The organism is Uliginosibacterium silvisoli, assembly GCF_036017035.1.
Taxonomy (GTDB): domain Bacteria; phylum Pseudomonadota; class Gammaproteobacteria; order Burkholderiales; family Rhodocyclaceae; genus Viridibacterium; species Viridibacterium silvisoli.
On sequence record NZ_JAYXHS010000001.1, the window covers coordinates 1,025,538 to 1,047,721 of the forward strand.

Here is a 22,184-nt window from a genome sequence, read left to right on the forward strand (position 1 = left end):
ATCTTAGTGAGTTAGCTCCACAAGGTCAATCTCGCTGCGGTGCAGTGGCATGGTTTTTCACATTAAGCGATGTACGGCGATATTTCCATGCAACAGATGTCTGACAACCATGATCGTTCAAGCATGAAAGGCTGGGCTCTCCACAATCGGGCGCCAATTAGATCCTTGTCCGATCTGCGTTGCTAGCTGCAATGAAAAAAGCCCCGCCTGGGCGGGGCTTTTCCATCAACAGGAGACTGATCCGCTCAGGGCACAGGTACCCAGCCGGCGTTACTGTTCCAGGATGCGAAGACCTTGGTGCGGGTATTCAATCCGCTGAGGTCGATCGACGTGCTGGCATAAGTCAGACTACGTCCGCTCACGTCCAGCACCCCACCTGCCAGCGTCATGCTTCCGCTTTCGCGATAGCCTTCGGTCGTGCTCGGCGTGGTAATGGGCGGCGCGTTGCTGTAGAGCCAACCAGCGGTTGCAATGTGCGTGTCCATCTTGGTGTTGATGTAGGCCACATTGTTGCAACCAAGGTTGGCATTGCCGAACGACCCGGAACCAGTGAACTGGGTGTTGCAGTAAGTCGCCGTGCTGGAGAAGTTGCTGGCCTGGCGTCCCAGCATGGTTGTGTTGTCGGGGACACCCGATTCGCGCGTCAGCTGGCTGTTGAGCACAACGAAGCCCGGGAAGCCTTTGCCTGTGCGCGATTCGATGACGTAACCACCCAGGGCCGTATTGGTCGTATCGACGATCGTACGCAATTCGGTTTCTTCAACCAGTGCGGCGAATGGCGAACCCCAGACGAAGTCGACGTCACCCTTGACGAGCGACTGATAGAGCCACACCCAGCCCTTCACCTGGATGGTGTCCTGCGTGCTGTAGAAATTCATCTGCTTGCCGACCAGACGCGAGCCGGTCAGTGTGGCACTGTTGAAGTAGATCGTTTCGGCCTGGTTGTTGATCGAAACGGTCGCACCCTCCCAGACATTCTTGACGTGGGTGTTCTGCAAGGTGAAGTTGACGAGCTGCAGCAGATCGGCCCCTTCAACCAGCAACACGGCACGGCCGCCATTCAGACGCGGACGATTGCCGCCGACTTCAGCGTTGGTCGGTGTCGAATACGGAAGTGCAGTCGCACTCCCCCCGGTGCCGGGATTGTATTGCTCGAAGTTTTCCGAACGCACAACCACTCCTGCGCGGCTTTCACCCTGAATGCTCAGGTTGTTGAGGCTACGGATAAACAGCTCCCCGTCGTAGGTGCCGTTTTTCACCGTGATGGTCTTGGCGACACTGACGCTGTTACACGCATCAACCGAGCTCCCGCCACAATTCGTCGTCAGCCAGTTGATGGCGCCCTGCACCGTACGGAAGTCAGCGGTCGTACCGTCGTCATCGACCGTTACGCTGGTCGTCGATACGGGTGCAGCACGCGTCGTGAAAGTCCATGAGGTCTTGTTGGCGATGCCGGCGAACGCGGCGCCGCTGAGGTTACCCGTCAGCACACCGTTGTCGATCTGGACATAGTAGGCCGTGGACGGGCTCAGTACGCCGTCATGCAGGCGGATCGTCGCCGTGTTGCCGGAGATAGCCACAGGCTTGTAGAAGATGTATCGCCACTGCGTCAGCGTTGAGGTGCTCCCCAGCTTGTCGATCTCGACATTGGCCTTGGCAAGTGCTGTCTGCGTGTCATGCGACGTCAGTGTGGAGCTGGTGTAGCTCGGCGCCACTGAACTACCTGTGCTGAAGACATTCAGGCTGATCGTGTCCACGAGCGAGTCATCGCTCTTCTTGTACACCTTGATATAGCCGCTGCTGCCAAGCGTTGGCGCCGAATCAAACGTGATCTGGAGCCGGGTATCAGCGTAAGCAGCCGTTTCACCAGAGACCGGCAAGAAGGTCGTTACGGCAGCGGCACTGCTCGACGAGCTCCTGGCTGAACTGGCCACGCTGGATGAGCTGGAGCTGCTGGCCGGCGCCGACGCGCTATCGCCACCACCACCGCCACAAGCGGATAGAGCGAGCATCAGCCCGCCCAATAGAAAACCGGTACTTTTCATTGTTGTCTCCAAGGATTGCCGAACGGCCTTCGCAGGCGCCAGCTTTATTGATACGTCACCGGAATTTGATGCAAAGCAGCAAATTGTTATCGGTAACAGGCGTCAGTTTAAAGACAAGATCTTTGGATGCACAACAAATTTTGGTACCGGTCCCACAATTTCTCACGGCCGTTTCAAGCAGCGAAAATGCTTGACAGAACATAACCATAAAACTAAATATATCGACATGAATCGTGATTATTCCCGTGCAATCCCCGACGGCTGGCGTCATATGGCCCAGGTTTTCGAAGCCTTGGGCGATGTGCACCGCCAGCGTCTGGTCTTGAGCTTCGAACCGGGCGAGCGCCTGAACGTCGGCCAACTGGTCGAGGTGTCGACCTTGTCGCGCTCCACCGTCTCGCATCATCTGAAAATCCTGCGTTCGGCAGGCGTACTGGCTTCCGAGAAGATCGGCAAGGAGGTTTATTTCTGGGTGAACAAGGACTTTCTGCGTGGGGTGTTCGGTGATGTTTCGAACTACCTCGAACAGCATCTCTAATTTTTTTGAGAAATATAACGAAATGCTTAAACATATCGACTCAACGCAAACTGATCGGCCCGCCTTGCAGATCGGCGATGTGGTGTTCATCCGCATCCCGGTTGGCCTGTTCCTCAAGGTGGCCCAAGCCAGCAATAGCTGGTCGAACCACGTCGGCATCGTCGTCGGGCATGACGGTACGGACTGGCTGGTGGCGGAAAGCTGCGTGCCGCGCGCACGCACGGGGCGCTTCGCGGACTTTATCGCACGCTCCGACAGGGGCAGCTTTGTCGTGCGCAGACTGCATCGCGCCCTGAGCGACGGCGAGCAGGCCAGGCTGCGCGCGGCAGCCGATCGACGCATGGGCACGCTTTATCACACTGGTTTTGCACTGCGCTCGAAGCGCCAGTTCTGCTCGAAATTCGTCCACGAGGTGCTGGTGGAAGCCTGCGGCGAAGAAGTCGGTGAGGTCGAGACGTTCGCAACGCTGCTGGCGCGTAACCCGCAGGTATCGTTGCGCTTCTGGCGCGTGTGGTACTTCGGCCGCATCCCGTGGCAACGCGAGACGATTACGCCGGACAGCCTGCTGCGCTCGTCACGCCTGCTGACGATTGCGAATCAGGGTCAGTGACGCGCCATGCTGACCGTCATCGTCGCGGCATTTGTTTTCTGCTTCCTGCTTGAACGTGTCATGCCCGGCTGGCCGTTGCCGAAGGTACGCACCTGGCCGACCCGCGTGCTTCTGGTCAATGCCATCCAGCTTGGCGTGGTATTGCTCGCCGGCCTCACCTGGGAGCGCTGGTTCGCATCAGCCTCCCTGTTCCGACTCTCCGCGCACGTATCGCCTGCGATTGGCGGCGTAATCGCATATTTCGTGGCGACCTTCGTTTTCTACTGGTGGCATCGCTGGCGTCACGAGCATGATTTCCTGTGGCGCGGCTTTCACCAGATCCATCACAGCCCGCAACGTCTGGAGGTCATCACATCGTTCTACAAGCATCCGGGCGAGATGATCGTGAACTCCGTTATCGGCAGTGTGCTCGTCTACAGCTTGCTGGGCCTGTCACCAGAAGCTGCCGCGATCTACACATTGTGTACGGCGCTGGGCGAGTTCTTCTATCACACGAATATCAAGACACCACGCTGGGTGGGCTTCTTCTTCCAGCGCCCCGAGATGCACCGCATCCACCACCAATACGGCCGGCACAAGAACAACTACGGCGACATCACCTGGTGGGACATGTTGTTCGGCACATACGAGAATCCCCGGGAGTGGACGCACACCTGCGGATTTGACGCGCCAAAGGAAGAGCGACTACTGCAGATGCTTGTGTACAGGGATGTCCACCGTGAGCCCTGAACCACAGCTGGCGCGCGAGCCTCGCGCCATGAAAAAGAGGCCGCTCGCGGCGGCCTCTTTTCCTGATGCATCACAACACTCAATTCGGCGAAGCGCCCGCACCGGTGTTGTTGAACTCGGCGAGGAAGGGCTCGGCCGGAACCTTCTTCTTGTAGCCCAGCGCGGCAGGGTCCTTGCCGGCAGCCTGCAGATTGTCGAAGAAGGTATCGGAGCTGAAGGTCGCCTTGCGGAAGTTGCTCTTGGCCGGGCTGCTTTCCCAGTCGGCCCATGGCGACTTGTTGATGTGCTTGCCGATGCGCGAATTCATGACGACGACCTTGCCGACTGTCTCCAGCGTGGACTTGCGCAGCAACGTGGCGCTTTCGGTGCCGGTGTTCGCCGCATCGATCACGCACGTGGCCTTGGCGTCGCCGTACGGGCTGCAACGCTGGCTTTCAAACCACTGACGACCGAGGTAGGTCTCGGCCGTGGTCGCCACGCCGAGGCCATCGCTGGTGAAGTCGCAGTTGTCGAAGACGATGCCGTAAGGCGTACCGACGTTGGTGCTCGGCGCGGTGGCAAAGACCGAGGAACTGCGGCCGCCCAGCGACTTGATCTCGGTGTTGCGGAAGAAGGCCGTGGCGCGACCGAAGATGAAGTCGACGTCACCCTCCACATACGAGTTGTTGTAGAAGGAGCGGTTGGTCTTGCCAACGGCGCTGGACTTGAAATACAGCGTGTCCTGGTTGCTGATGAAGCGACCGTTCTCGACCTGCACCTTGTCAGCTGCGTCGATCAGGAAAGCCACGGCCTGATGGTTGCCACTCGGGCACTGGCCCTTGTCGTTGGCCTTTTCCTTGCAACCCCGGTCTTCGTTGTAGGTGTCTTCGAAGGTGATGTTCTTTGCCTGGAAGCCGTCATTCTTGATCCACACCATGGCCGAGCCGCTGGTGCCGATGCTGCTCTTGCCCTTGTCGAGCTGGACCTTGGCCATCGCCGCGATGCTGGCATCGACGTCCTTGAACTGCGCGCCGAACTTGGCTGTGAACTCGTCGCCCGGCATGCCGGCGTCGATGTTGGCAGCGATGCGCGTCTTGCTGGCATCAGCTTCGGTGCTGTACAGCGTGATCGGTGCGGCCAGGGCCGGCACATAGACCAGCTCGTTGTAGGTGCCCGGCATGACGCGGATGTAGATGCGGCTCGTGCGCTTGGCGGCCGTCGCGTCGATCACGGCCTTGTTCACGGCGGCCTGGATGGTGTTGAGCACGGTGGCGCTGGCAGCTGCGGCCTTGTCCACCGTGTAGTCGGTGCCGCACTTGCCGGCGCTCATGCAGGTGTCAGCCAGCGGATCCCACGGGTCAGTCGTCATGGCTCCCACCGTGCCAGTGGTCTTGAGCACTTCGGCGTAGCTGTAGCGCGCAGCTTCGGCGGCGGTCAGCTGGGGGCGTGTCGGCGTCGACGGATAAGGGCCACTCGCGCAAGCAAACAGCAGTGGCGTAAGCAGTGATACGAGCAGCGCCGAGCGACAGGCTGAACGGTTTTCAAACATGGAATCTCCTCCGGTTTGTGGATGTGCCTTGCGTGAATGTCTTGTCGAGCACGGCGAACGATTCTACTCGCGCAAACCGGTCACACAAGCGCCAAAAACAAAGTTGTTATCGATCACAAATACGGCGTTTGACGTCCCGACATCAGCCATCGACGCATCGTCACATGCAGCTCGCATCGCGCAACACGGCGCCCGCCTTCGCCTGTATCTTCTTGCTGCCGGGGGGAAGGTCGGCAATGACGCAGCACGTGCAGACCACCTGCACTGACCACAAAAAAAGCAGTCTTGAACGGAAAACCCATGCCTGATTTTCTTCGTCCCATCATCCGTGCCGTCCTGCGCCGAATCACCGGCGTGCTGTTCCGCGTCGATCTGCGCGGCGACCCGGCTTTGCAGGCCGAGCGCCTGTTGATCATTGCCAATCACGAATCCTTCCTCGACGGCCTGCTGCTCGGCCTGTGGCTGCCGCAGAACCCGGTATTCGTCGTGCATACCGGCGTGGCCGCCAATCCCTTCTTCAAGCTGGTGCTGATGCTCTGCGACTACCTCGCGGTGGACCCGACCAGCCCGCTGGCCATGAAGAAAGTCATCCGCCTGCTGGAAAGCGGTCGTCCCGTCGTGATCTTCCCCGAGGGGCGCATCACGACGACGGGCAGCCTGATGAAGACGTACGACGGCCCGGCCTTCGTCGCCGCAAAGACCGGCGCAACGATCCTGCCGATCCGCATCGATGGTGCCGCGCGTACCTTCTTCTCGCGCCTGTCCGGCCAGGCCCCGCGTCGCCTGTTCCCGAAGATCTCCCTGACCGTTTGCGAAGCCGCGCACATCGACATGCCGGCGGGCAATACCGCACGTGAGCGTCGGCGCCGTGCCGGCGAAGCAATGCGCCGGGTGATGCAGAACATGATTTTTTCCAGCCGCCCCCAGCAGACCCTGTTCGGCGCGCTGCTCGACGCCATGTCGCGCTACGGTCGCAAGCGTCGTCTCATCGAAGACATGAAGCAGACCGAGTACAGCTACAACGATCTGCTGAAGATGGCACTGGCCCTCGGCCGCCTCGTCGCCGGCAAGACCGCGCTCGATGAGCGCGTGGGCATCCTGCTGCCCAACCTCGCACCGACGCTGGGGCTGATCTTCGGCCTCAACGCCTTCCGCCGCGTGCCGGCCATGCTCAACTACACGGCCGGCGTCGACGGCATGCAGGCAGCGTGCACGGCCGCGACAATCCGCCACATCGTCACTTCGCGCGCCTTCCTCGCGCAGGCGAAACTCGAAGACAAGATCGCCGCGCTGCAAGGCGTGCACATCCTCTACCTGGAAGACCTGCGCGCCGGGATGGGCCTTGGCGACAAGCTCTGGCTAATGGGCTGGGCCATGCTTTTCCCGCGCCTTGCCACGCAGACGGCCGACCCGGAGGATACGGCCGTCGTCTTGTTCACCTCGGGCTCGGAAGGCAAACCGAAAGGCGTCGTACTGTCGCACCGCGCCCTGCTCGCCAACGTCGCGCAGATCCGCGCCGTCATCGAATTCTCGGTCGACGACAAGATCCTCAATGCGCTGCCGCTGTTCCACTCCTTTGGTCTGAACGCAGGTGGCCTGCTACCGGTGCTGAATGGCGCAAACGTCTTCCTCTACCCCTCGCCCCTGCACTACCGCATCATTCCCGAACTGGCCTATGACCGTGCCTGCACGGTGTTGCTGGGTACCAGCACCTTCCTCGGCAACTATGCCAAGCACGCCAACCCCTACGACTTCTTCCGCCTGCGCTACGTGATCGCCGGCGCCGAGAAACTCGCCGAGCCCGTGCGCGCCGCCTGGTTCGAGAAATTCGGCGTGCGCATTTTCGAAGGCTACGGCGCCACGGAAACAGCCCCCGTACTGGCGGTCAACACGCCGATGGCCTATCGCACAGGCACCGTCGGCCAGCTACTGCCGGGCCTGCAGTCACGGCTGATGCCGGTGCAAGGCATCGAGCACGGCGGCATCCTGCACGTCAGCGGGCCCAACGTGATGTCGGGTTATCTCAAGGTCGACAAGCCCGGCGTGCTGGAGACGCCAGCGTCCGAAGCCGGTGAGGGCTGGTACAACACCGGCGACGTCGTGGAGATCGATGCCGATGGCTTCGTGAAGATCGTTGGCCGCGTGAAGCGCTTCGCCAAGATTGCTGGCGAGATGGTGTCGCTGGAGTCGGTCGAGAAACTGGCTGCGCAGGCCTCGCCGAACGCCGTGCATGCGACGAGTGCTGTCGCGGATGCTGCAAAGGGCGAGGCGCTGGTGTTGTTTACGACGGACAAAGCGCTGACGCGCGAAGCCTTGCAGGCTGCGGCGAAGGCCGGCGGCTGGCCGGAGCTGGCCGTACCGCGGAAGATTGTTGTTGTCGATGCGCTGCCGCTGCTGGGCACGGGGAAGACGGACTATGTGACCTTGAAGGTGTGGGCGGAGAAGGCGTAACCACTCCCCTCTCCCGCTCGCGGGAGAGGGGCCGGGGGAGAGGGAACGACCAATGGACCCAGAACACCTTGATAATGCGAAGCGCTTGCGCACTGCGCAGACCAAAGCCGAACAATGCCTCTGGTATCGCCTGCGCGCCCATCGTTTCATTGGCCTGAAGTTCAAGCGTCAGAAACCAATCGGTCCATACATCGCCGATTTCATCTGCATTGAAAAGCAACTCATTGTCGAAGTAGATGGCGGCCAACATGCGGGAGCGAAAACCTATGACGATGTCCGGGACAAATACCTGAATGAACAAGGCTTCATGGTTCTGCGCTTCTGGAACAATGAAGTACTTGACCAGACAGAAGCTGTACTTGAGAAGATCAGAGTTGCAGTGGAGGGTTGCAGCGAACCCTCTCCCCCAGCCCCTCTCCCGCAAGCGGGAGAGGGGGGCTAACGGCGCCTACTATGACGACAGACAACAAATCCCCCTCCGGCCTCCTCTTCGCGCCGCGCTTCGGGCCGATCTTCCTGACCCAGTTCCTTGGCGCGTTCAATGACAACGTCTTCAAGAACGCGCTCAGCCTGATGGTTGCGTTCCATAGCGGCAAGGTGCTCGGGCTGGAGCCGGCCATTGTCGTGCCGCTGATTGGCGGCATCTTCATCTTGCCGTTCTTCCTGTTCTCAGCCATGGCAGGGCAAGTCGCGGACAAGTACGACAAGGCGCGCGTGATCCGCATCATCAAGTTCATCGAGATCGGTATTGCGGCTACGGCCGCAGCCGGCTTTGCGACCTCGCATATCGAGTTGCTGCTGGCCGCAGTGTTCCTGATGGGTCTGCATTCGACCTTCTTCGGGCCGCTCAAATATTCCATCCTGCCGCAGCATCTGCACGCGAATGAGCTCGTTGCGGGCAATGCCTGGGTCGAGAGCGGCACCTTCGTATCCATCCTCGTCGGCTCCATCGCCGCCGGCGTGCTGATCTCCATCAAACCCGAAGGCCCGATGCTCGCAGGCGTTACCTGCATCGTCGTCGCGATTGCAGGTTACGTCTCCAGCCGCTTCATTCCGGCAGCCCCCCCTTCGGCGCCCGGCCTGAAAATCAATCTCAACCCGATTTCCGAGACCGCGCGCAATATCCGCATTGCGCGCGGCAATCGCACCGTGTTCCATTCGCTGATGGGCATTTCGTGGTTCTGGTTCTACGGCGCCATCTTCCTCACGCAATTCCCATCCTTCGTTCACCTGACACTCGGCGGCGACGAGCAACTCGCGACAGCCCTGCTGGCAACCTTCATCGTCGGCATCGCACTCGGCTCCTTCCTGTGCGAACGCCTGTCGGGCAAGCACGTCGAGATCGGTCTCGTGCCGCTCGGTTCGATCGGGCTCACGCTGTTCGGCATCGACCTGTGGCTGGCCAGCCCGGCGGTGCCGCCGCAAGCTCTCGGCGTCGGCGCATTTTTCTCCGACCTGCATCACTGGCGCCTGATTTTCGACCTGGTGATGATCGGCGTCTCCGGCGGCTTCTACACGGTGCCGCTCTACTCCCTGATCCAGTCTCGCTCCAGGCCGGAAGAGCGCTCGCGCATCATTGCCGCCAACAACATCCTGAATGCCGCGTTCATGGTGGTGTCCGCCATCTTCGCCGGCGCAGCACTGGCCAGCGGTATCAGCATTCCGCAGATCTTCCTCATCACCGCGCTGATGAATGTAGCGGTGGCGATCTACGTCTACAAGCTGGTGCCGGAATTCCTGATGCGCTTCCTCGCCTGGATGCTCATGCATACGGTATATCGGCTGCGTACCCACGGCATCGAGAACATTCCGGAAGAAGGCCCCGCGCTGCTCATCTGCAACCACGTCAGCTATGTCGACCCGGTGATCATCGCAGCAGCCTGCCGTCGGCCGATCCGTTTCGTGATGGACCACAATATCTACAAGCTGCCAGTCGCCAACTTCATCTTCCGCGAGAACCGCGCCATTCCGATCGCACCGGCCAGAGAAGATGCGACACAGCTCGACAAGGCCTATGACGAGATCGCCGCGGCGCTGGCCGCGGGCGAGCTGGTCGGCATCTTTCCCGAAGGCGGCCTCACGCGTGACGGCGAGATCGCGCCGTTCAAGAACGGCATCGCCAAAATCCTCGAGCGCACGCCGGTGCCGGTCGTGCCGATGGCCCTGTGCGGCCTGTGGGACAGTGCCTTCGCGCGCAAGCCGGGCTCAAGCCTGCTGCGGGCATTACGCCGCGGGGTCTGGAGCCGTGTCGAACTGAATGTGGGGTCAGCCCGCGCCAGCGACTTTGCCGACCCGTTCAGCCTGCAGCTGGAAGTTGCGCGCCTGCGCGGCGATGCGCGCTAGCCATCGATGCGGATGACCTGAGTCAATTGTCCCGCTCCGCGCATGAATGTTGTGCGCGTTGGCGGGTTTATCTAGGCACGCAGGAAGCGTAGAGTGGTCGGTCCTCCGGCAGGCCCCTCATGAAGATCCCCTACGTAATGCTCCTGCTGCTGCTCGCGGCACTCAACACCATTGGCCCGTTCTCGGTCGATACCTATCTGCCGGCGTTCCCCGCGATCGAGGCCGGCCTGCATGCCACGCCGCTGGAACTGCAGCAGTCGCTGACGGCCTACCTGCTGCCCTTCTCGTTCATGATGCTGTGGCACGGTGCCATTTCCGATGCGGTCGGGCGCAAGCGCGTGATCATCGTCGGCCAAGCCGTTTTCGTGCTGGCCTCGCTGCTGTGTGCGACGGCTCCCAATATCGAATTGTTCTGGCTCGGCCGCATCCTGCAAGGCCTGTCGGCGGGCGCTGGTGTCATCGTCGGGCGCGCCGTGATCCGCGATCTGTTCGATGGCATCGCCGCACAGCGCCTGATGTCGCATGTGACCATGGTGTTCGCCGTCTCGCCGGCGATTGCCCCGATCCTCGGCGGCTGGCTGGCCACCGCGCTGAGCTGGCGCGCGATCTTCTACATGCTGTGCGTGATTGCCCTGTTGCTGATTGCAATGACCTGGAAATGGCTGCCGGAGACGCTGCCAGCAGCGAAGCGCCAGTCGCTGCACCCGACGCACCTGCTGGCCGGCTACAAGAGCATTCTTGGCAGCCTGCCCTTCATCATGCTGTGCCTGTCGATGGCGCTGTTCTTCAGCGGCTTCTTCATCTACGTGATGTCGGCACCGGTATTCCTGATCGACCATCTCGGCCTGACGGAGACGCAGTTCGGCTACCTGTTCGTGCCCATCGTGACCGGCATGATCCTCGGCTCGGCGGTATCGGCGAGACTCGCAGGCCGCCTGCACGCGGCAGGCACGATCACCCTTGCCTACGGCATCGCTGCGGCCGCCATGCTGATCAACCTCGCACTGAACTACGCGCTGGCCGATTCCGTCGCCACGCGCATCCCGCAGATCACGCTGTATACCTTCGGCATGAGCGTCGCATTGCCCACGCTCACCCTGCGCGCGCTCGACATGTTCCCGCACCGGCGCGGCATGGCGGCCAGCTGCCAGGGTTTCATCCAGACCCTGATCATGTCGGCCGTGGCCGGCGTGGTGTCGCCACTGTTGTGGGACAGCACGCGCCACCTCGCATGGGGCATGGTGGTCGGCTTGATGGCAAGCCTTGCGGCTTACCTGGTGTCGCTACGTACCTATCGCGTGATCGACTGAAGACCGGCCCGTCACTTTTCGCCTCATTTGCCACCCATGGCGCCGAACACTTTCTTCGCGATGCTGCCGACCGCCGCAGCCGGGTTCTGGCGAATCGCCTTTTCTTCTTCACCGATGCGCAGGTAAAGCGCGTCCAGCGCCTTGTTGGTGACATAGCTTTCGACGCTGGCTTCCTCCGGTTTCACGAGGCCCATCGCCGCACCCTGTTTCGCCAGCGTGTTGTATTGCTCGGCGATCTGCAGGCGTGAGGTCTGCTGGCGCACAACGGGCAGGAATTTCTGCGTCAGCGCTGCGCTGGTCTTGCTGCGGAAGTACTGCGTCACCGAATCATCACCGCCTGTGAGAATGCCTTTGGCATCCTGCACGCTCATCTGCTTCACCGCGCCGACAAGCAGCGGCGTTGCTTCGGCAACCGCGCTCTCCGCCGCGCGATTCATGGCCACGTCGAGGTCGTCCAGCATCTGGCCCTGCCCCATCATGCGCAGCATGGACTCGGCCGTCTTGAAGTTCTTCGGCAGCTTGATGCGGTACAGGTCGCTCGCCAGGAAACCATCCTTGGTCCCGAGGGTGGCGACGGCCTGGGTCGCGCCTTGCTCGAGCGCTTGCTTGAGGCCCGACGAAGCATCGGCATTGCTCAGGGAGTCCAACAAGCCTGCGGCGCCCGCCAGCAGCGGCGCTGTCAGCAAGGCGAGGATACAAACGCGTCTTTTGAGGTGCATATTCATTGTCTCCATGAGTTCGCCGAGGCCACGCCGGCCCGCGGCAGGTCAACGTTTGAAGCCGAGGATGAGTACGCCGAGCGCGACCAGTGCGATACCGAGCCAGCTGCGCGCATCCGGCCGCTCACCGAGAAAGATCACCGCGAAGATGGCGACCAGCACCAGGCTCAGCTTGTCGACCGGCGCCACTTTCGAAGCCTCGCCCAGCTTGAGCGCACGGAAATAGCACAGCCATGAAGCGCCCGTAGCGAGACCGGAAAGCACGAGAAACAGCAGCGTGCGCGGTTCGAGCGCAAACGGGTTACGCCATTTGCCGAGCGCGAGGACGATGGCGCCGAGCACCAGCAGGATGACCACGGTGCGGATCAGGGTGGCGAAATCGGAATCGATGCCTTGCAGACCGAGCTTGGCGAAGATGGCGGTGAGTGCGGCGAAGACTGCCGACATCAGCGCCCAGTGGAACCAGCTTTCACTCATGCTTGCCTCCACCCATGTTTGCCGTGTCTTCAGCCGAAGACGTGAATCGCCAACCACACGGTGCGCGGGCCAGTCCAGGCCACACGATGCGCGCAGCGCGCGGGGATGTTGACGCTGTCGCCCGGGCGCAACTCACGCATCTCGCCGCCTTCGAACTCCAGCACCGCCTCGCCGCGCACCAGCATGACCCATTCGTCATGCGGCTGGTCGTACCAGAAGTCAGGCTCGCTGCGCTGGCCGTCCGACACGATGCGCTCGATGCGCACGAGGTCGGTTTCGAGAAGCGTCTGGAAGTCTTCGCTGTCGCCGGTGGCGGGCAGGCTGGCAAGCAGGTTGAAGACTTCAGGACTCAAGACCCGCTCCTTCATGCAGGTGCATGACCCGCTGATGCAGCAATGTCGGTAGCAAGCTCATATCGTTGAATAGCGTGGCGTAAGGATGCGCCTCTTCGGTGCCAGGCAGGTACTGCAAGGCGAACATGCCTGCCGCCTGCGCAGCCTCCACGCCCACCGGGCTGTCTTCGACCACGACGCAACGCCCCGGCTCGGTACCCATGGCTTGCGCCGCATGCAGGAAGAGTCCGGGGTCCGGCTTCCACGAACCAACTTCGTAAGCACTGAAGATACGGCCCTCGAAAAAATGCAGCAAGCCGGTAACGGTCAGCGCATCACGGATCTTGGCGAGCGGGCCGCTTGAGGCAATGCAGAAGGGCGAGCGTAGTTGCGCCAGCATCTCCGGCACGCCCGGCATCGGTTGCAGACAGGTAGAGAAGAGGTGCGCGACATGCTGACGGTATTCGGGAACGAAGTCCGAATGCAGCGTCGTGCCGAGAATCTGCTCCAGCTCACTGACGATAAGCGCCATCTTGCGACCACGAAAACGCAGGACAAGCTCATCGAGCGTAATGCCGTGCCCCGCCAGTTGTGGCAGCAGATCGAGGTAGGCCTGATTGCACAAGCCCTCGCTATCAACCAGCGTGCCATCGAGATCGAAGATGACGCACAGGTCGCTCATGTGGCGCTTACTTGAGACGCTCCAGCAAACCATCCAGCTGATCAAGGCTACCGAAATCGATGGTCACCGAACCGGCGCCCTTCTTGTTGGCCTTGATCTTCACCGTTGCGCCGAGCTTGTCGGAAAGGTCGGTCTCGAGGCGCAGCAGATCCTGGCTGGCTGCAGCGCGCTTGACGGTCTTTTCATCCTTCGGTGCCAGCTTGCTCGACACGAGCTTTTCCGTGTCGCGCACGGACAGACGCTTCGCAACGACCTGGTTGCCGACAAGGATCTGCTCGGCCGCTGGCAGGGCCAGCAGTGCGCGGGCGTGGCCCATCTCGATGTCGCCCACCATCAGCATCTCGCGGACGGGTTCGCCGAGTTGCAGCAGGCGCAGCAGGTTGGACGTCGCCGGGCGCGAACGGCCGAGTGCGTCGGCGGCCTGCTGGTGGGTCATGCCGAACTCATCGATGAGACGCTGGATGCCAAGCGCTTCTTCGAGCGGGTTGAGGTCTTCACGCTGGATGTTCTCGATGAGGGACATCGCCAGCGCGGCTTCATCCGGGATGTCGCGGATGATGACCGGCACTTCCGTCAGCTCGGCGATCTGCGCAGCGCGCCAGCGGCGCTCGCCGGCGATGATCTCGTGGCGGCCACTGCCGACGGGGCGAACCGTGATCGGCTGCATCAGGCCCTGCGCCTTGATCGACGCGGCCAGCTCTTCGAGCGAGCCCGCATCCATGCGCGTGCGCGGCTGGTACTTGCCGGGCTGCAGATCCATCACCGGCAGCGTAGTGAGATTGCCGACGTTGTCAGCAGGAAGGGTGTCGCCGCCAAGCAGGGCGTCGAGGCCGCGGCCGAGGCCTTTGAGTTTCGGTGGTGTCACGATTGGATCTTCGTACGGTTAAACGGTCTTGATGCGCTCGATCATCTCGGCAGCAAAGGAAAGATAGGCTTGCGAGCCCTTGGCCGCCTTGTCGAAGACGACGCCGGGCAGGCCATGGCTGGGTGCTTCAGCGAGGCGCACATTGCGCGGGATGACGGCCTTGAAGACCTTGTCACCGAAGTGCTGTTCGAGTTGCGCCGAGACCTGCTGGGCCAGCGTGCTGCGCGGGTCGAACATGACACGCAACAGGCCAATGATCTTGAGATCGCGATTGAGCTTGGCGTGCACCTGCTTGATGGTGTTCACGAGATCGGACAGACCTTCCAGCGCGAAGTATTCGCACTGCATGGGGATGATGACGCCATGCGCCGAGCACAGGCCGTTGAGGGTCAGCATCGATAGCGAAGGCGGGCAGTCGATCAGCACGAAGTCGTAGTCGGCATCGACGGTGGCCAATTCGTCTTTCAGTCTTTTCTCGCGATTCTCGATCTCGACGAGCTCGACTTCGGCGCCCGCGAGTTCGCGATTGGCGGGCAGCACGTCATAGCCACCCGCTTCGGAGCGGGCGCGCGAGTCAACCAGTTTCTTGAGACCGACCAGCACTTCATACACAGTGGCCGGCACGGCACGCTTGTCCACGCCCGAGCCCATGGTGGCATTGCCCTGCGGGTCGAGGTCGACGAGCAGTACGCGCTGGCCATGAGCGGCAAGCGCGGCGGAAAGATTGACGGTCGTCGTGGTCTTGCCAACCCCGCCCTTCTGGTTGGCAACTGCAAAAATGCGGGCCATCGCAGCCTCGTTAACTGTGTTTTTGAAGGATGATCAAGTGACGTTCCACGTCCATGCCCGGCACTTTCAAGGGGATGGACTCGCTGACCCGAACCCCGGCGGGCAAGCGCGCGATCTCGTCGGAAGGATACACGCCTTTCATGGCCAGCCAGCGGCCGCCCGGAGCCAGCAGATGGTCGGTCCAGCTCACGAAATCAACGAGTTCCGCGAAAGCGCGGGATGAAATCGCCGGGAACGGCGCCGATGGCTGCCATTTCTCGACGCGTACGTGGTGCACGCTGACGTTCTTGAGGCCCAACGTGCCCGCCGCCTGACGCATGAAGACACATTTTTTATCGACGGTATCGACCAGCTCGACCTGCAGCTCGGGCTTGCAGATGGCCAGCACGATGCCCGGCAGGCCGGCGCCGGCGCCGATGTCGGCAATGCGGTCCTCGCTGACATGCGGCACGAGGGTCAGCGAATCGGCGATGTGCAGGTCGATGGCCTGCATCTCGTCGCGGATCGCGGTGAGGTTGTAGACCTTGTTCCATTTGAGGATCAGGGCCACATAGGCGAGCAGCTTGTCGCGCGCGACCTGATCGAGGTCCAGGTTGAGGGCGGCAATATGCTGGGCTAGGCGCTGGGCGGATGTCACGTTCAATCCTTGATGGCGGGCAACGGGCAGGCCCGCGCTGGTCAGCCACGCGGCTGACGGACAGCGACGCGTGATGCGTGGAATTCAGAAGGCAGGGCGCGAAAATAGCATCATGCGAGCCAGAAATCGACAGGAAGGCACATAACGCCCGCTGACGAGCACTTTCCGCTGGTTTCTTTTGGCAGAACTTTGGCCTGCGCCTTGATATGCTGACAGCGTGTTTCAACAATTCGAGCCATCGTGGAGTGGCGTCGTCAGCAGGGGGATTCGCATGGACTGGTCTTGCCGCATCGCTTGTAGCCTCCTCACCGGCCTGTGTGCCCTGCCGGTTTGCGCACAGGACAGCGCAAAGAAAATCGAACCGGCACCCGGCCCGCGCATCGGCGTGGTACTGGGCGGGGGTGGTGCACGCGGGTTGGCGCATCTGGCAGTCTTGCGTCAGCTGGAAGAGTTGCGCATCCCGATCAGTTGCATTGCCGGCACCAGTGCCGGGGCACTCGTCGGAGGCATATACGCCACGGGACGCCCGTTGGCCGAGATCACGGACAGGGTAAGGAATGCCGACTGGAGCCAGATCCTCAACGGCAGCCCGCAACGTCAGTCCCTGCCTTACTCACTGAAGATCAACGACTACAAGAATCTGGCCGACGTGACCTTCGGCCTCGACAAGGATGGTCTGCACCTGCCGCGCCGTGCCATCGGCTCGCAAAACATCGAGCGCTTCCTGCGCGAATTGACGCAGGACGCCTACGCAACTTCGTTCAACGATCTCGCAATCCCCTTCAAGGCAGTTTCGACAAATCTCATCACCGGGGACGCAAAGGTCTTCGAGAGCGGCGACCTGTCACTGGCCTTGCGCGCCAGCATGGCCGTGCCAGGAGTCTTCGACCTGGTCGAGTTCGATGGCGACTATCTCGTCGACGGCATGTTCGTGCGCAACCTGCCCATCGAAGACCTGAAGGGACACTGCGCCGACGTGGTGATCGCCGTCGACGTCGGCACGCCTACGCTCAAGGCCAGCGACATTCACAGCCTGCTGGATGTGGTCACGCAATCGATGAACGTGACGACCAATCGCAACGTCATCGAGCAACGCAAACTGCTCGGCCAGCGCGACATCCTGATCCAGCCCGACCTGACGGGCTTCACGGCGGGCAGCTTCGGCCAGGCACCGGCCATCATCGATCGCGCCAGCAAGCTCGACGACAGCACGCTGACGCGTCTGCGCGAACTGTCGGTCGACGAAGCCAGCTACGCGCGCTGGCATGCCCGGCTGAACGAGCGCTACCTCGCCAACCTGCGCACCGACTACGACCGTATCGAGGTCGCCAAGACGAAGATCGTGCCGCAGGAAATCGTGCAACAAGCTCTCGGCGGCGACAACCTCCCCAAGACGCAGAAAGGCTTGATGGAAAGACTCGACGAGCTGTTCAAGACCGGCGAGTTCGACCAGGTGAATTACTTCCTGCGCGACTCAGGCGGCCAGAGAATTGCCACCATCACGCCGATCGAACGCGAGGTCGGGCCCGACTACCTGCGCCTGGGTACGGAGCTGCGCTTCGATACGCATCGCACGGCGGATATCTCCTTCCTTGGCAATTACCAGATGACCTGGCTCAACCGCTGGGGCGCGCAATGGCGTAACGACATCCAGCTCGGCTTGAACAACAGCCTGTCCACCGAGTTCTTCCAGCCCATTGCGCGCTCGGCCTTTTTTATCGCGCCAAACGCATCGGCCAGGTCGGACAGCATTCCGATCTACGATCAGGACGGCAAGCACATCTGGGACGTCAACTACACCAGCAGCATGTCGGCCATTGACCTCGGGCTATCGCTCGGGCGTTTCGGCGAAGCGCGCATCGGACCCTACACGCGCTACACCGTGGCCGAGATCGAAACGGGCTCCGGCGCGGGCACGCGTGTGAACGGGCGCGACTACGGCTTGCAGACCAGCCTGACCATCGACCAGCTCGACAACCCGCGCTTCCCTCGCCGGGGCTATCTCGCCAACCTCAGCTACCGCATCGGCTCGGCCACGTCCGCGCAGGACGGTCGCGCCAACTCGCGCGAGCTGACGCTCAACGGCGATGCCGCCTTCACGCTGGACAACACCACTACGCGGCTATCGCTACGCCATTCCGCCTCCGACGGCACAGGCCCCGACTACACCCAGCTTGGCGGCTTCCTGCAACTCTCCGGCCTGCGCAACAACCAGCTGATCGGCAACAAGAGCGATTTCATGCGCATCATGGGCTACCGTCAGGTCGCGCCGCTTACCACCGGCCTCGGCAGCGGCACCTACCTCGGCGCATCGCTGGAAACCGGCCGCATGTACAACCAGACACTCACTGGCACCAGCACGCCATGGATCCCGTCGGCTTCCGTCTGGCTCGGCATCGACACCTTCATGGGGCCGCTGTACACGGGCCTGGGCTGGTCGAACTTCAACGGCGGGCAGTTCGCCGGGTACATCTATCTGGGGTTCATCAAGTAAGTAAAGCCGGGCGGAACTCCACAAGAGGTTCTTCCGCCGGTTTGGCATCCGCATGCCTTGCTTGGAGCCCCCCCAAGGGCGGCTGGCGGACCCGCCAAAGGCGTTCCGCCCTACGCTGCTACGTCGCTCTTGGCCAGCAACTCACCACGCTTCAACCACACCAGCAGGATGCCAATCGCTGCAGGCGTGATGCCCTGGATGCGTGAGGCCTGGCCGATGGTTTCGGGTTTGTGCTGGTTGAGTTTCTGCTGCACTTCCTTCGAGAGGCCGTGCACGTCGTTGTAGTCGAAGTCGGCTGGCAGACGGGTGTTTTCCTGCGCGGCGGTGCGGGCGACTTCGTCGAGCTGGCGGTCGATATAGCCCTGGTATTTCGCCGAGATTTCGACTTGCTCGATAGCTTGCGGGTCGATCAGCACGTCGGTCGGTGAGCCGCTCAGCGCCATGAGCTGCGCGTAGGTGACGTTGGGGCGGCGCAGGAGGTTGAAGTAGTTGTACTCGCGCTCCAGCGGCTGGCCGAATGCCGTTTGCATTTCTTCTTCCGTCAGCGCTTGCGGGCGCGTCCATACGGTCTTGAGGCGTTCGACTTCGGTGGCGATGGCGTCGCGCTTCTTGCAGAAGGCGTCCCAGCGGCGGTCGTCGACGAGGCCGAGACGGCGGCCGTGTTCGGTGAGGCGCAGGTCGGCGTTGTCTTCGCGCAGGCTGAGGCGGTATTCGGCGCGCGAGGTGAACATGCGGTACGGCTCGGTGACGCCGCGCGTGATGAGGTCGTCGACCAGCACGCCGAGATAGGCTTCGTCGCGGCGCGGGCACCAGGCGTCCTTGCCTTGCGCCTGCAGTGCGGCATTGAGGCCGGCGAGCAGGCCTTGCGCGGCGGCTTCTTCGTAGCCCGTGGTGCCGTTGATCTGGCCGGCGAAGAACAGGGCGTTGATGCTCTTCGTTTCGAGCGAGCTCTTCAGGTTACGCGGATCGAAGTAGTCGTATTCGATGGCGTAGCCGGGACGCAGGATGTGCGCGTTTTCCATGCCCTTGATGGAGTGCACGGTCTCCAGCTGCACGTCGAAGGGCAGTGAGGTGGAAATGCCATTCGGGTAATACTCGTGCGTCGTCAGCCCTTCCGGCTCGAGGAAGATGTTGTGGCTGTCCTTGTCGGCGAAGCGGTGGATCTTGTCTTCGATGGACGGGCAGTAGCGCGGGCCGACGCCTTCGATGACGCCGCAGTACATCGGCGAGCGGTCGAGGTTGGCGCGGATGATGTCGTGCGTACGCGTGTTGGTGTTGGTCAGCCAGCACGGCAGCTGGCGCGGGTGCTGTTCGCGCGAGCCGAGGAAGGAGAACACGGGCTCGGGCGTGTCGCCCGGCTGTTCCTTCATCACGGAGAAGTCGATGGTCTTGCCGTCGATGCGTGGAGGCGTGCCGGTCTTCAGGCGACCGACCGGCAGCGACATTTCGCGCAGCCGATGCGACAGCGTGATCGATGGCGGATCGCCCGCGCGGCCGGCCGAGTGATTCTGCAGGCCGATGTGCACGAGGCCGTTGAGGAAGGTGCCGGCGGTGAGCACGACCGTCTTGCCATGGAAGCAGATGCCCATCTGCGTAATGACGCCGGTGGCGCGATCGCCTTCCAGCACGATGTCATCAACGGCTTGCTGGAACAGCGTGAGGTTCGGCTGGTTTTCGAGGCGCTTGCGGATGGCCGCCTTGTAGAGCACGCGATCAGCTTGCGCACGCGTCGCGCGCACGGCCGGGCCCTTGCTGCCGTTGAGGATGCGGAACTGGATGCCGCCCTCGTCCGTCGCCTCGGCCATGGCGCCGCCAAGCGCGTCGACTTCTTTCACCAGATGGCCCTTGCCGATGCCGCCGATGGACGGGTTGCAGCTCATCTGGCCAAGCGTCTCGATGTTGTGGGTCAGCAGCAGCGTCTTGCAGCCAGTGCGTGCCGCAGCCAGGGCAGCCTCGGTGCCCGCATGACCGCCGCCAACGACAATGACGTCGAAGCGCTCGGGGAAAGTGGTGGCGATGGCTGTGGGCATGGTGCGGCTCGACTTCGGGAAATGCGGGGGAAGAGCGGAATGATACGACTTCGCGGGCAAGAATCCTAGTTGAAACAGGGGTTTGTAACACTTCGCGCACGGTTTCCAGGCCAGATGCAGGAGCGGGCCATGCCCGCGACGACGCTGGCTCCGATGCAGCACTGACCGTTGTTGTAAGTGTGGTGTCGCGGGCATGGCCCGCTCCTACAGGGGACAGAGGAGGACATCGCCCGCCCCGTCATTCCCGCGAAAGCGGGAATCCAGCGTCGTTCGAGACGTTGGGCCAAGTCACTGGATTCCCGCTTTCGCGGGAATGACGACGTGCGGAACACGTCGCCCGGTCACGTGCGAGGAGCCCCGGAAGAGGACACAAGTTCGGGGCCTGACAAGAAAAAAGCCCCGCTTTCGCGGGGCCAAGGAGTGGAGACAACGAGGTACTGCTACTGCGGGTACAACATGAATTTCATTTCTTGGCGCCACGGATACGTGCCAGTTCGGCCTGCGTTTCATTCCACAACTCCATGCCGACACCGGCGCCGATGCTGGCGTTCACACGGGTCAGCTTGTCGCGCATGCGGGCAGCTTCGGCAGGGGTGAGTTCGTTGATCTGCATGCCCTTGGTCTTCAGCTCGGCGAGTGCCTTGCCGGCTTCGTCGCGCGTGTCCTTGCGTTCGAAGTCGCGGCTCTTCTTGGCGGCTTCCATCAGCACGTTCTGCTCGTCCTTCGACAGGCCGTCCCAGTATTTCTTGCTGACGGTGACGATCCACGGGCTGTACACGTGGTTGGTGACGGTCAGGTACTTCTGCACTTCGTAGAACTTGCTGGAGAGGATGGTGTTGTAGGGATTCTCCTGGCCGTCGACGGTCTTCGTTTCCAGCGCAGTGAAGAGTTCGGAGAAGGGCAGCGGCACAGCGTTGGCGCCGAGGGTCTTGAAGCTGTCGAGGAAGACGGTGTTCTGCATCACGCGCAGCTTCACACCGTCGAGGTCTTCGAGCTTGGCAACCGGGCGCTTGTTGTTGGTGAGGTTACGGAAGCCGTTCTCCCAATACACGAGGCCGACCATGCCGTTGTCGGCCAGCTTGGCTTTCACCTTCTCGCCGATCGGGCCGTCGAGGATGGTGTCCGCTTCCTTGGCGTTGTTGAACAGGAAGGGCGTGTCCCACAGCGCCATTTCCTTGCTGATGCCGACGAGAGTTGCGGTCGAGCCGACCATCATTTCCTGCGCGCCACCGATGAGGGCCTGCTGCATCTGGATGTCGGAGCCGAGCGCCGCAGCGCCAATGGCGCGGATCTTCATCTTGCCGCCGGAGAGCTTGTCGACCTCATCGGCGAAGACCTTGGTGGCGCGACCCTGGTTGGACTGCTCGACGAGGCCGTAGCCGAAGCGGATCAGGCGCGGCTTGATGTCGGCGGCGGTGGCGCTGCCGATGGCCAGCAGACACAGGCCGATGGCAGCGAAGAGTTGATTGAGTTTCATGATGTCTCCTTGGGTCGGGCGGTTGTCAGTTAAAAAGATAAAATGCCAAAGTCATTGCGTTTGGAGGCCCTGACAAAATGGCGCGAGCGCGCTGCGGGCTAGGCGGCTCGCGCAGAGCAGTGCTCGAG

The 22,184-nt window shown here is 61.9% G+C and carries 19 protein-coding genes; 8 read left to right on the plus strand and 11 right to left on the minus strand.

Going from position 1 to position 22,184, the window contains the following annotated elements; translation table 11 throughout:
• Nucleotides 1-245 precede the first annotated feature (245 nt).
• Nucleotides 246-2,045 (minus strand): pectate lyase, encoded by a 1,800-nt coding sequence (locus tag VVD49_RS04715; protein WP_327597976.1) that lies wholly within the window; start codon nt 2,043-2,045, stop codon nt 246-248.
• Nucleotides 2,046-2,271: 226 nt separating this feature from the next.
• On the opposite strand from VVD49_RS04715, the gene VVD49_RS04720 reads away from it, so the two are divergent.
• From VVD49_RS04720 to VVD49_RS04730, 3 genes are read left to right on the plus strand one after another with little or no spacing between them, the layout of a single operon-like run.
• Complete coding sequence (locus VVD49_RS04720) at nt 2,272-2,583, plus strand: ArsR/SmtB family transcription factor (protein WP_327597977.1); 312 nt, start codon at nt 2,272-2,274, stop codon at nt 2,581-2,583.
• Nucleotides 2,584-2,605: 22 nt separating this feature from the next.
• Nucleotides 2,606-3,193 (plus strand): YebB family permuted papain-like enzyme, encoded by a 588-nt coding sequence (locus VVD49_RS04725; protein ID WP_327597978.1) that lies wholly within the window; start codon nt 2,606-2,608, stop codon nt 3,191-3,193.
• A 6-nt stretch (nt 3,194-3,199) separates the two neighbouring features.
• A complete protein-coding gene (locus tag VVD49_RS04730; protein ID WP_327597979.1) occupies nt 3,200-3,922 on the plus strand; it encodes a sterol desaturase family protein in 723 nt (240 codons plus the stop codon).
• Nucleotides 3,923-4,001: 79 nt separating this feature from the next.
• On the opposite strand, the gene VVD49_RS04735 is transcribed toward VVD49_RS04730, so the two are convergent.
• Nucleotides 4,002-5,450 carry a pectinesterase family protein gene (locus VVD49_RS04735; RefSeq protein ID WP_327597980.1) on the minus strand — a complete coding sequence of 483 codons (1,449 nt, stop codon included), beginning with the start codon at nt 5,448-5,450 and terminating at the stop codon, nt 4,002-4,004.
• A 300-nt stretch (nt 5,451-5,750) separates the two neighbouring features.
• Between VVD49_RS04735 and aas the strand changes: the two genes are divergently transcribed.
• From aas to VVD49_RS04755, 4 genes are all read left to right on the plus strand, one after another.
• Nucleotides 5,751-7,901: a bifunctional acyl-ACP--phospholipid O-acyltransferase/long-chain-fatty-acid--ACP ligase gene (gene aas / locus VVD49_RS04740; protein WP_327597981.1), complete on the plus strand. Its 2,151-nt coding sequence runs from the start codon at nt 5,751-5,753 to the stop codon at nt 7,899-7,901.
• A 52-nt stretch (nt 7,902-7,953) separates the two neighbouring features.
• Nucleotides 7,954-8,343: an endonuclease domain-containing protein gene (locus VVD49_RS04745; protein ID WP_327597982.1), complete on the plus strand. Its 390-nt coding sequence runs from the start codon at nt 7,954-7,956 to the stop codon at nt 8,341-8,343.
• 11 nt (nt 8,344-8,354) lie between these two features.
• Nucleotides 8,355-10,244 carry an MFS transporter gene (locus tag VVD49_RS04750; RefSeq protein WP_327597983.1) on the plus strand — a complete coding sequence of 630 codons (1,890 nt, stop codon included), beginning with the start codon at nt 8,355-8,357 and terminating at the stop codon, nt 10,242-10,244.
• A gap of 119 nt (nt 10,245-10,363) precedes the next feature.
• The gene (locus tag VVD49_RS04755; RefSeq protein WP_327597984.1) at nt 10,364-11,554 is read left to right on the plus strand and encodes a multidrug effflux MFS transporter; all 1,191 of its coding nucleotides are present in this window, start codon (nt 10,364-10,366) and stop codon (nt 11,552-11,554) included.
• A gap of 23 nt (nt 11,555-11,577) precedes the next feature.
• Here the strand turns inward: VVD49_RS04755 and VVD49_RS04760 are convergent, their stop codons facing one another.
• The 7 genes from VVD49_RS04760 to rsmG are packed head-to-tail and all read right to left on the minus strand — an operon-like array spanning nt 11,578 to nt 16,055.
• Complete coding sequence (locus VVD49_RS04760; RefSeq protein ID WP_327597985.1) at nt 11,578-12,273, minus strand: DUF4197 domain-containing protein; 696 nt, start codon at nt 12,271-12,273, stop codon at nt 11,578-11,580.
• Between the two features lie 48 nt (nt 12,274-12,321).
• On the minus strand, nt 12,322-12,750 hold the full coding sequence (locus tag VVD49_RS04765) for an EamA family transporter (RefSeq protein ID WP_327597986.1): 429 nt from the start codon (nt 12,748-12,750) through the stop codon (nt 12,322-12,324).
• Nucleotides 12,751-12,779: 29 nt separating this feature from the next.
• On the minus strand, nt 12,780-13,103 hold the full coding sequence (locus tag VVD49_RS04770; RefSeq protein ID WP_327597987.1) for a cupin domain-containing protein: 324 nt from the start codon (nt 13,101-13,103) through the stop codon (nt 12,780-12,782).
• Nucleotides 13,093-13,764: an HAD-IA family hydrolase gene (locus tag VVD49_RS04775; RefSeq protein WP_327597988.1), complete on the minus strand. Its 672-nt coding sequence runs from the start codon at nt 13,762-13,764 to the stop codon at nt 13,093-13,095. The genes VVD49_RS04770 and VVD49_RS04775 overlap by 11 nt, the downstream gene beginning before the upstream one ends.
• A 7-nt stretch (nt 13,765-13,771) precedes the next feature.
• Nucleotides 13,772-14,629: a ParB/RepB/Spo0J family partition protein gene (locus VVD49_RS04780; RefSeq protein WP_327597989.1), complete on the minus strand. Its 858-nt coding sequence runs from the start codon at nt 14,627-14,629 to the stop codon at nt 13,772-13,774.
• 18 nt (nt 14,630-14,647) lie between these two features.
• The gene (locus VVD49_RS04785) at nt 14,648-15,418 is read right to left on the minus strand and encodes a ParA family protein (protein ID WP_327597990.1); all 771 of its coding nucleotides are present in this window, start codon (nt 15,416-15,418) and stop codon (nt 14,648-14,650) included.
• 10 nt (nt 15,419-15,428) lie between these two features.
• Nucleotides 15,429-16,055, minus strand: coding sequence for a 16S rRNA (guanine(527)-N(7))-methyltransferase RsmG (gene rsmG, locus VVD49_RS04790; RefSeq protein WP_327597991.1), 627 nt, complete (start codon nt 16,053-16,055; stop codon nt 15,429-15,431).
• A gap of 271 nt (nt 16,056-16,326) precedes the next feature.
• Between rsmG and VVD49_RS04795 the strand changes: the two genes are divergently transcribed.
• A complete protein-coding gene (locus VVD49_RS04795) occupies nt 16,327-18,549 on the plus strand; it encodes a patatin-like phospholipase family protein (RefSeq protein ID WP_327597992.1) in 2,223 nt (740 codons plus the stop codon).
• 110 nt (nt 18,550-18,659) lie between these two features.
• On the opposite strand, the gene mnmG is transcribed toward VVD49_RS04795, so the two are convergent.
• Complete coding sequence (gene mnmG / locus VVD49_RS04800; protein WP_327597993.1) at nt 18,660-20,579, minus strand: tRNA uridine-5-carboxymethylaminomethyl(34) synthesis enzyme MnmG; 1,920 nt, start codon at nt 20,577-20,579, stop codon at nt 18,660-18,662.
• Between the two features lie 463 nt (nt 20,580-21,042).
• On the minus strand, nt 21,043-22,056 hold the full coding sequence (locus VVD49_RS04805; RefSeq protein ID WP_327597994.1) for a TRAP transporter substrate-binding protein: 1,014 nt from the start codon (nt 22,054-22,056) through the stop codon (nt 21,043-21,045).
• Nucleotides 22,057-22,184 lie beyond the last annotated feature (128 nt).

Bases quoted from the DNA above. Each gene is read 5' to 3' on its own strand.
- VVD49_RS04725 (WP_327597978.1), top strand. From the start codon at position 2,606: ATGCTTAAACATATCGACTCAACGCAAACTGATCGGCCCGCCTTGCAG.
- VVD49_RS04760 (WP_327597985.1), bottom strand. From the start codon at position 12,273: ATGCACCTCAAAAGACGCGTTTGTATCCTCGCCTTGCTGACAGCGCCG.
- VVD49_RS04745 (WP_327597982.1), top strand. From the start codon at position 7,954: ATGGACCCAGAACACCTTGATAATGCGAAGCGCTTGCGCACTGCGCAG.
- VVD49_RS04775 (WP_327597988.1), bottom strand. From the start codon at position 13,764: ATGAGCGACCTGTGCGTCATCTTCGATCTCGATGGCACGCTGGTTGAT.
- VVD49_RS04755 (WP_327597984.1), top strand. From the start codon at position 10,364: ATGAAGATCCCCTACGTAATGCTCCTGCTGCTGCTCGCGGCACTCAAC.
- VVD49_RS04785 (WP_327597990.1), bottom strand. From the start codon at position 15,418: ATGGCCCGCATTTTTGCAGTTGCCAACCAGAAGGGCGGGGTTGGCAAG.
- VVD49_RS04720 (WP_327597977.1), top strand. From the start codon at position 2,272: ATGAATCGTGATTATTCCCGTGCAATCCCCGACGGCTGGCGTCATATG.
- VVD49_RS04715 (WP_327597976.1), bottom strand. From the start codon at position 2,045: ATGAAAAGTACCGGTTTTCTATTGGGCGGGCTGATGCTCGCTCTATCC.
- VVD49_RS04735 (WP_327597980.1), bottom strand. From the start codon at position 5,450: ATGTTTGAAAACCGTTCAGCCTGTCGCTCGGCGCTGCTCGTATCACTG.
- VVD49_RS04805 (WP_327597994.1), bottom strand. From the start codon at position 22,056: ATGAAACTCAATCAACTCTTCGCTGCCATCGGCCTGTGTCTGCTGGCC.
- VVD49_RS04730 (WP_327597979.1), top strand. From the start codon at position 3,200: ATGCTGACCGTCATCGTCGCGGCATTTGTTTTCTGCTTCCTGCTTGAA.
- VVD49_RS04765 (WP_327597986.1), bottom strand. From the start codon at position 12,750: ATGAGTGAAAGCTGGTTCCACTGGGCGCTGATGTCGGCAGTCTTCGCC.
- aas (WP_327597981.1), top strand. From the start codon at position 5,751: ATGCCTGATTTTCTTCGTCCCATCATCCGTGCCGTCCTGCGCCGAATC.
- mnmG (WP_327597993.1), bottom strand. From the start codon at position 20,579: ATGCCCACAGCCATCGCCACCACTTTCCCCGAGCGCTTCGACGTCATT.
- VVD49_RS04795 (WP_327597992.1), top strand. From the start codon at position 16,327: ATGGACTGGTCTTGCCGCATCGCTTGTAGCCTCCTCACCGGCCTGTGT.
- VVD49_RS04750 (WP_327597983.1), top strand. From the start codon at position 8,355: ATGACGACAGACAACAAATCCCCCTCCGGCCTCCTCTTCGCGCCGCGC.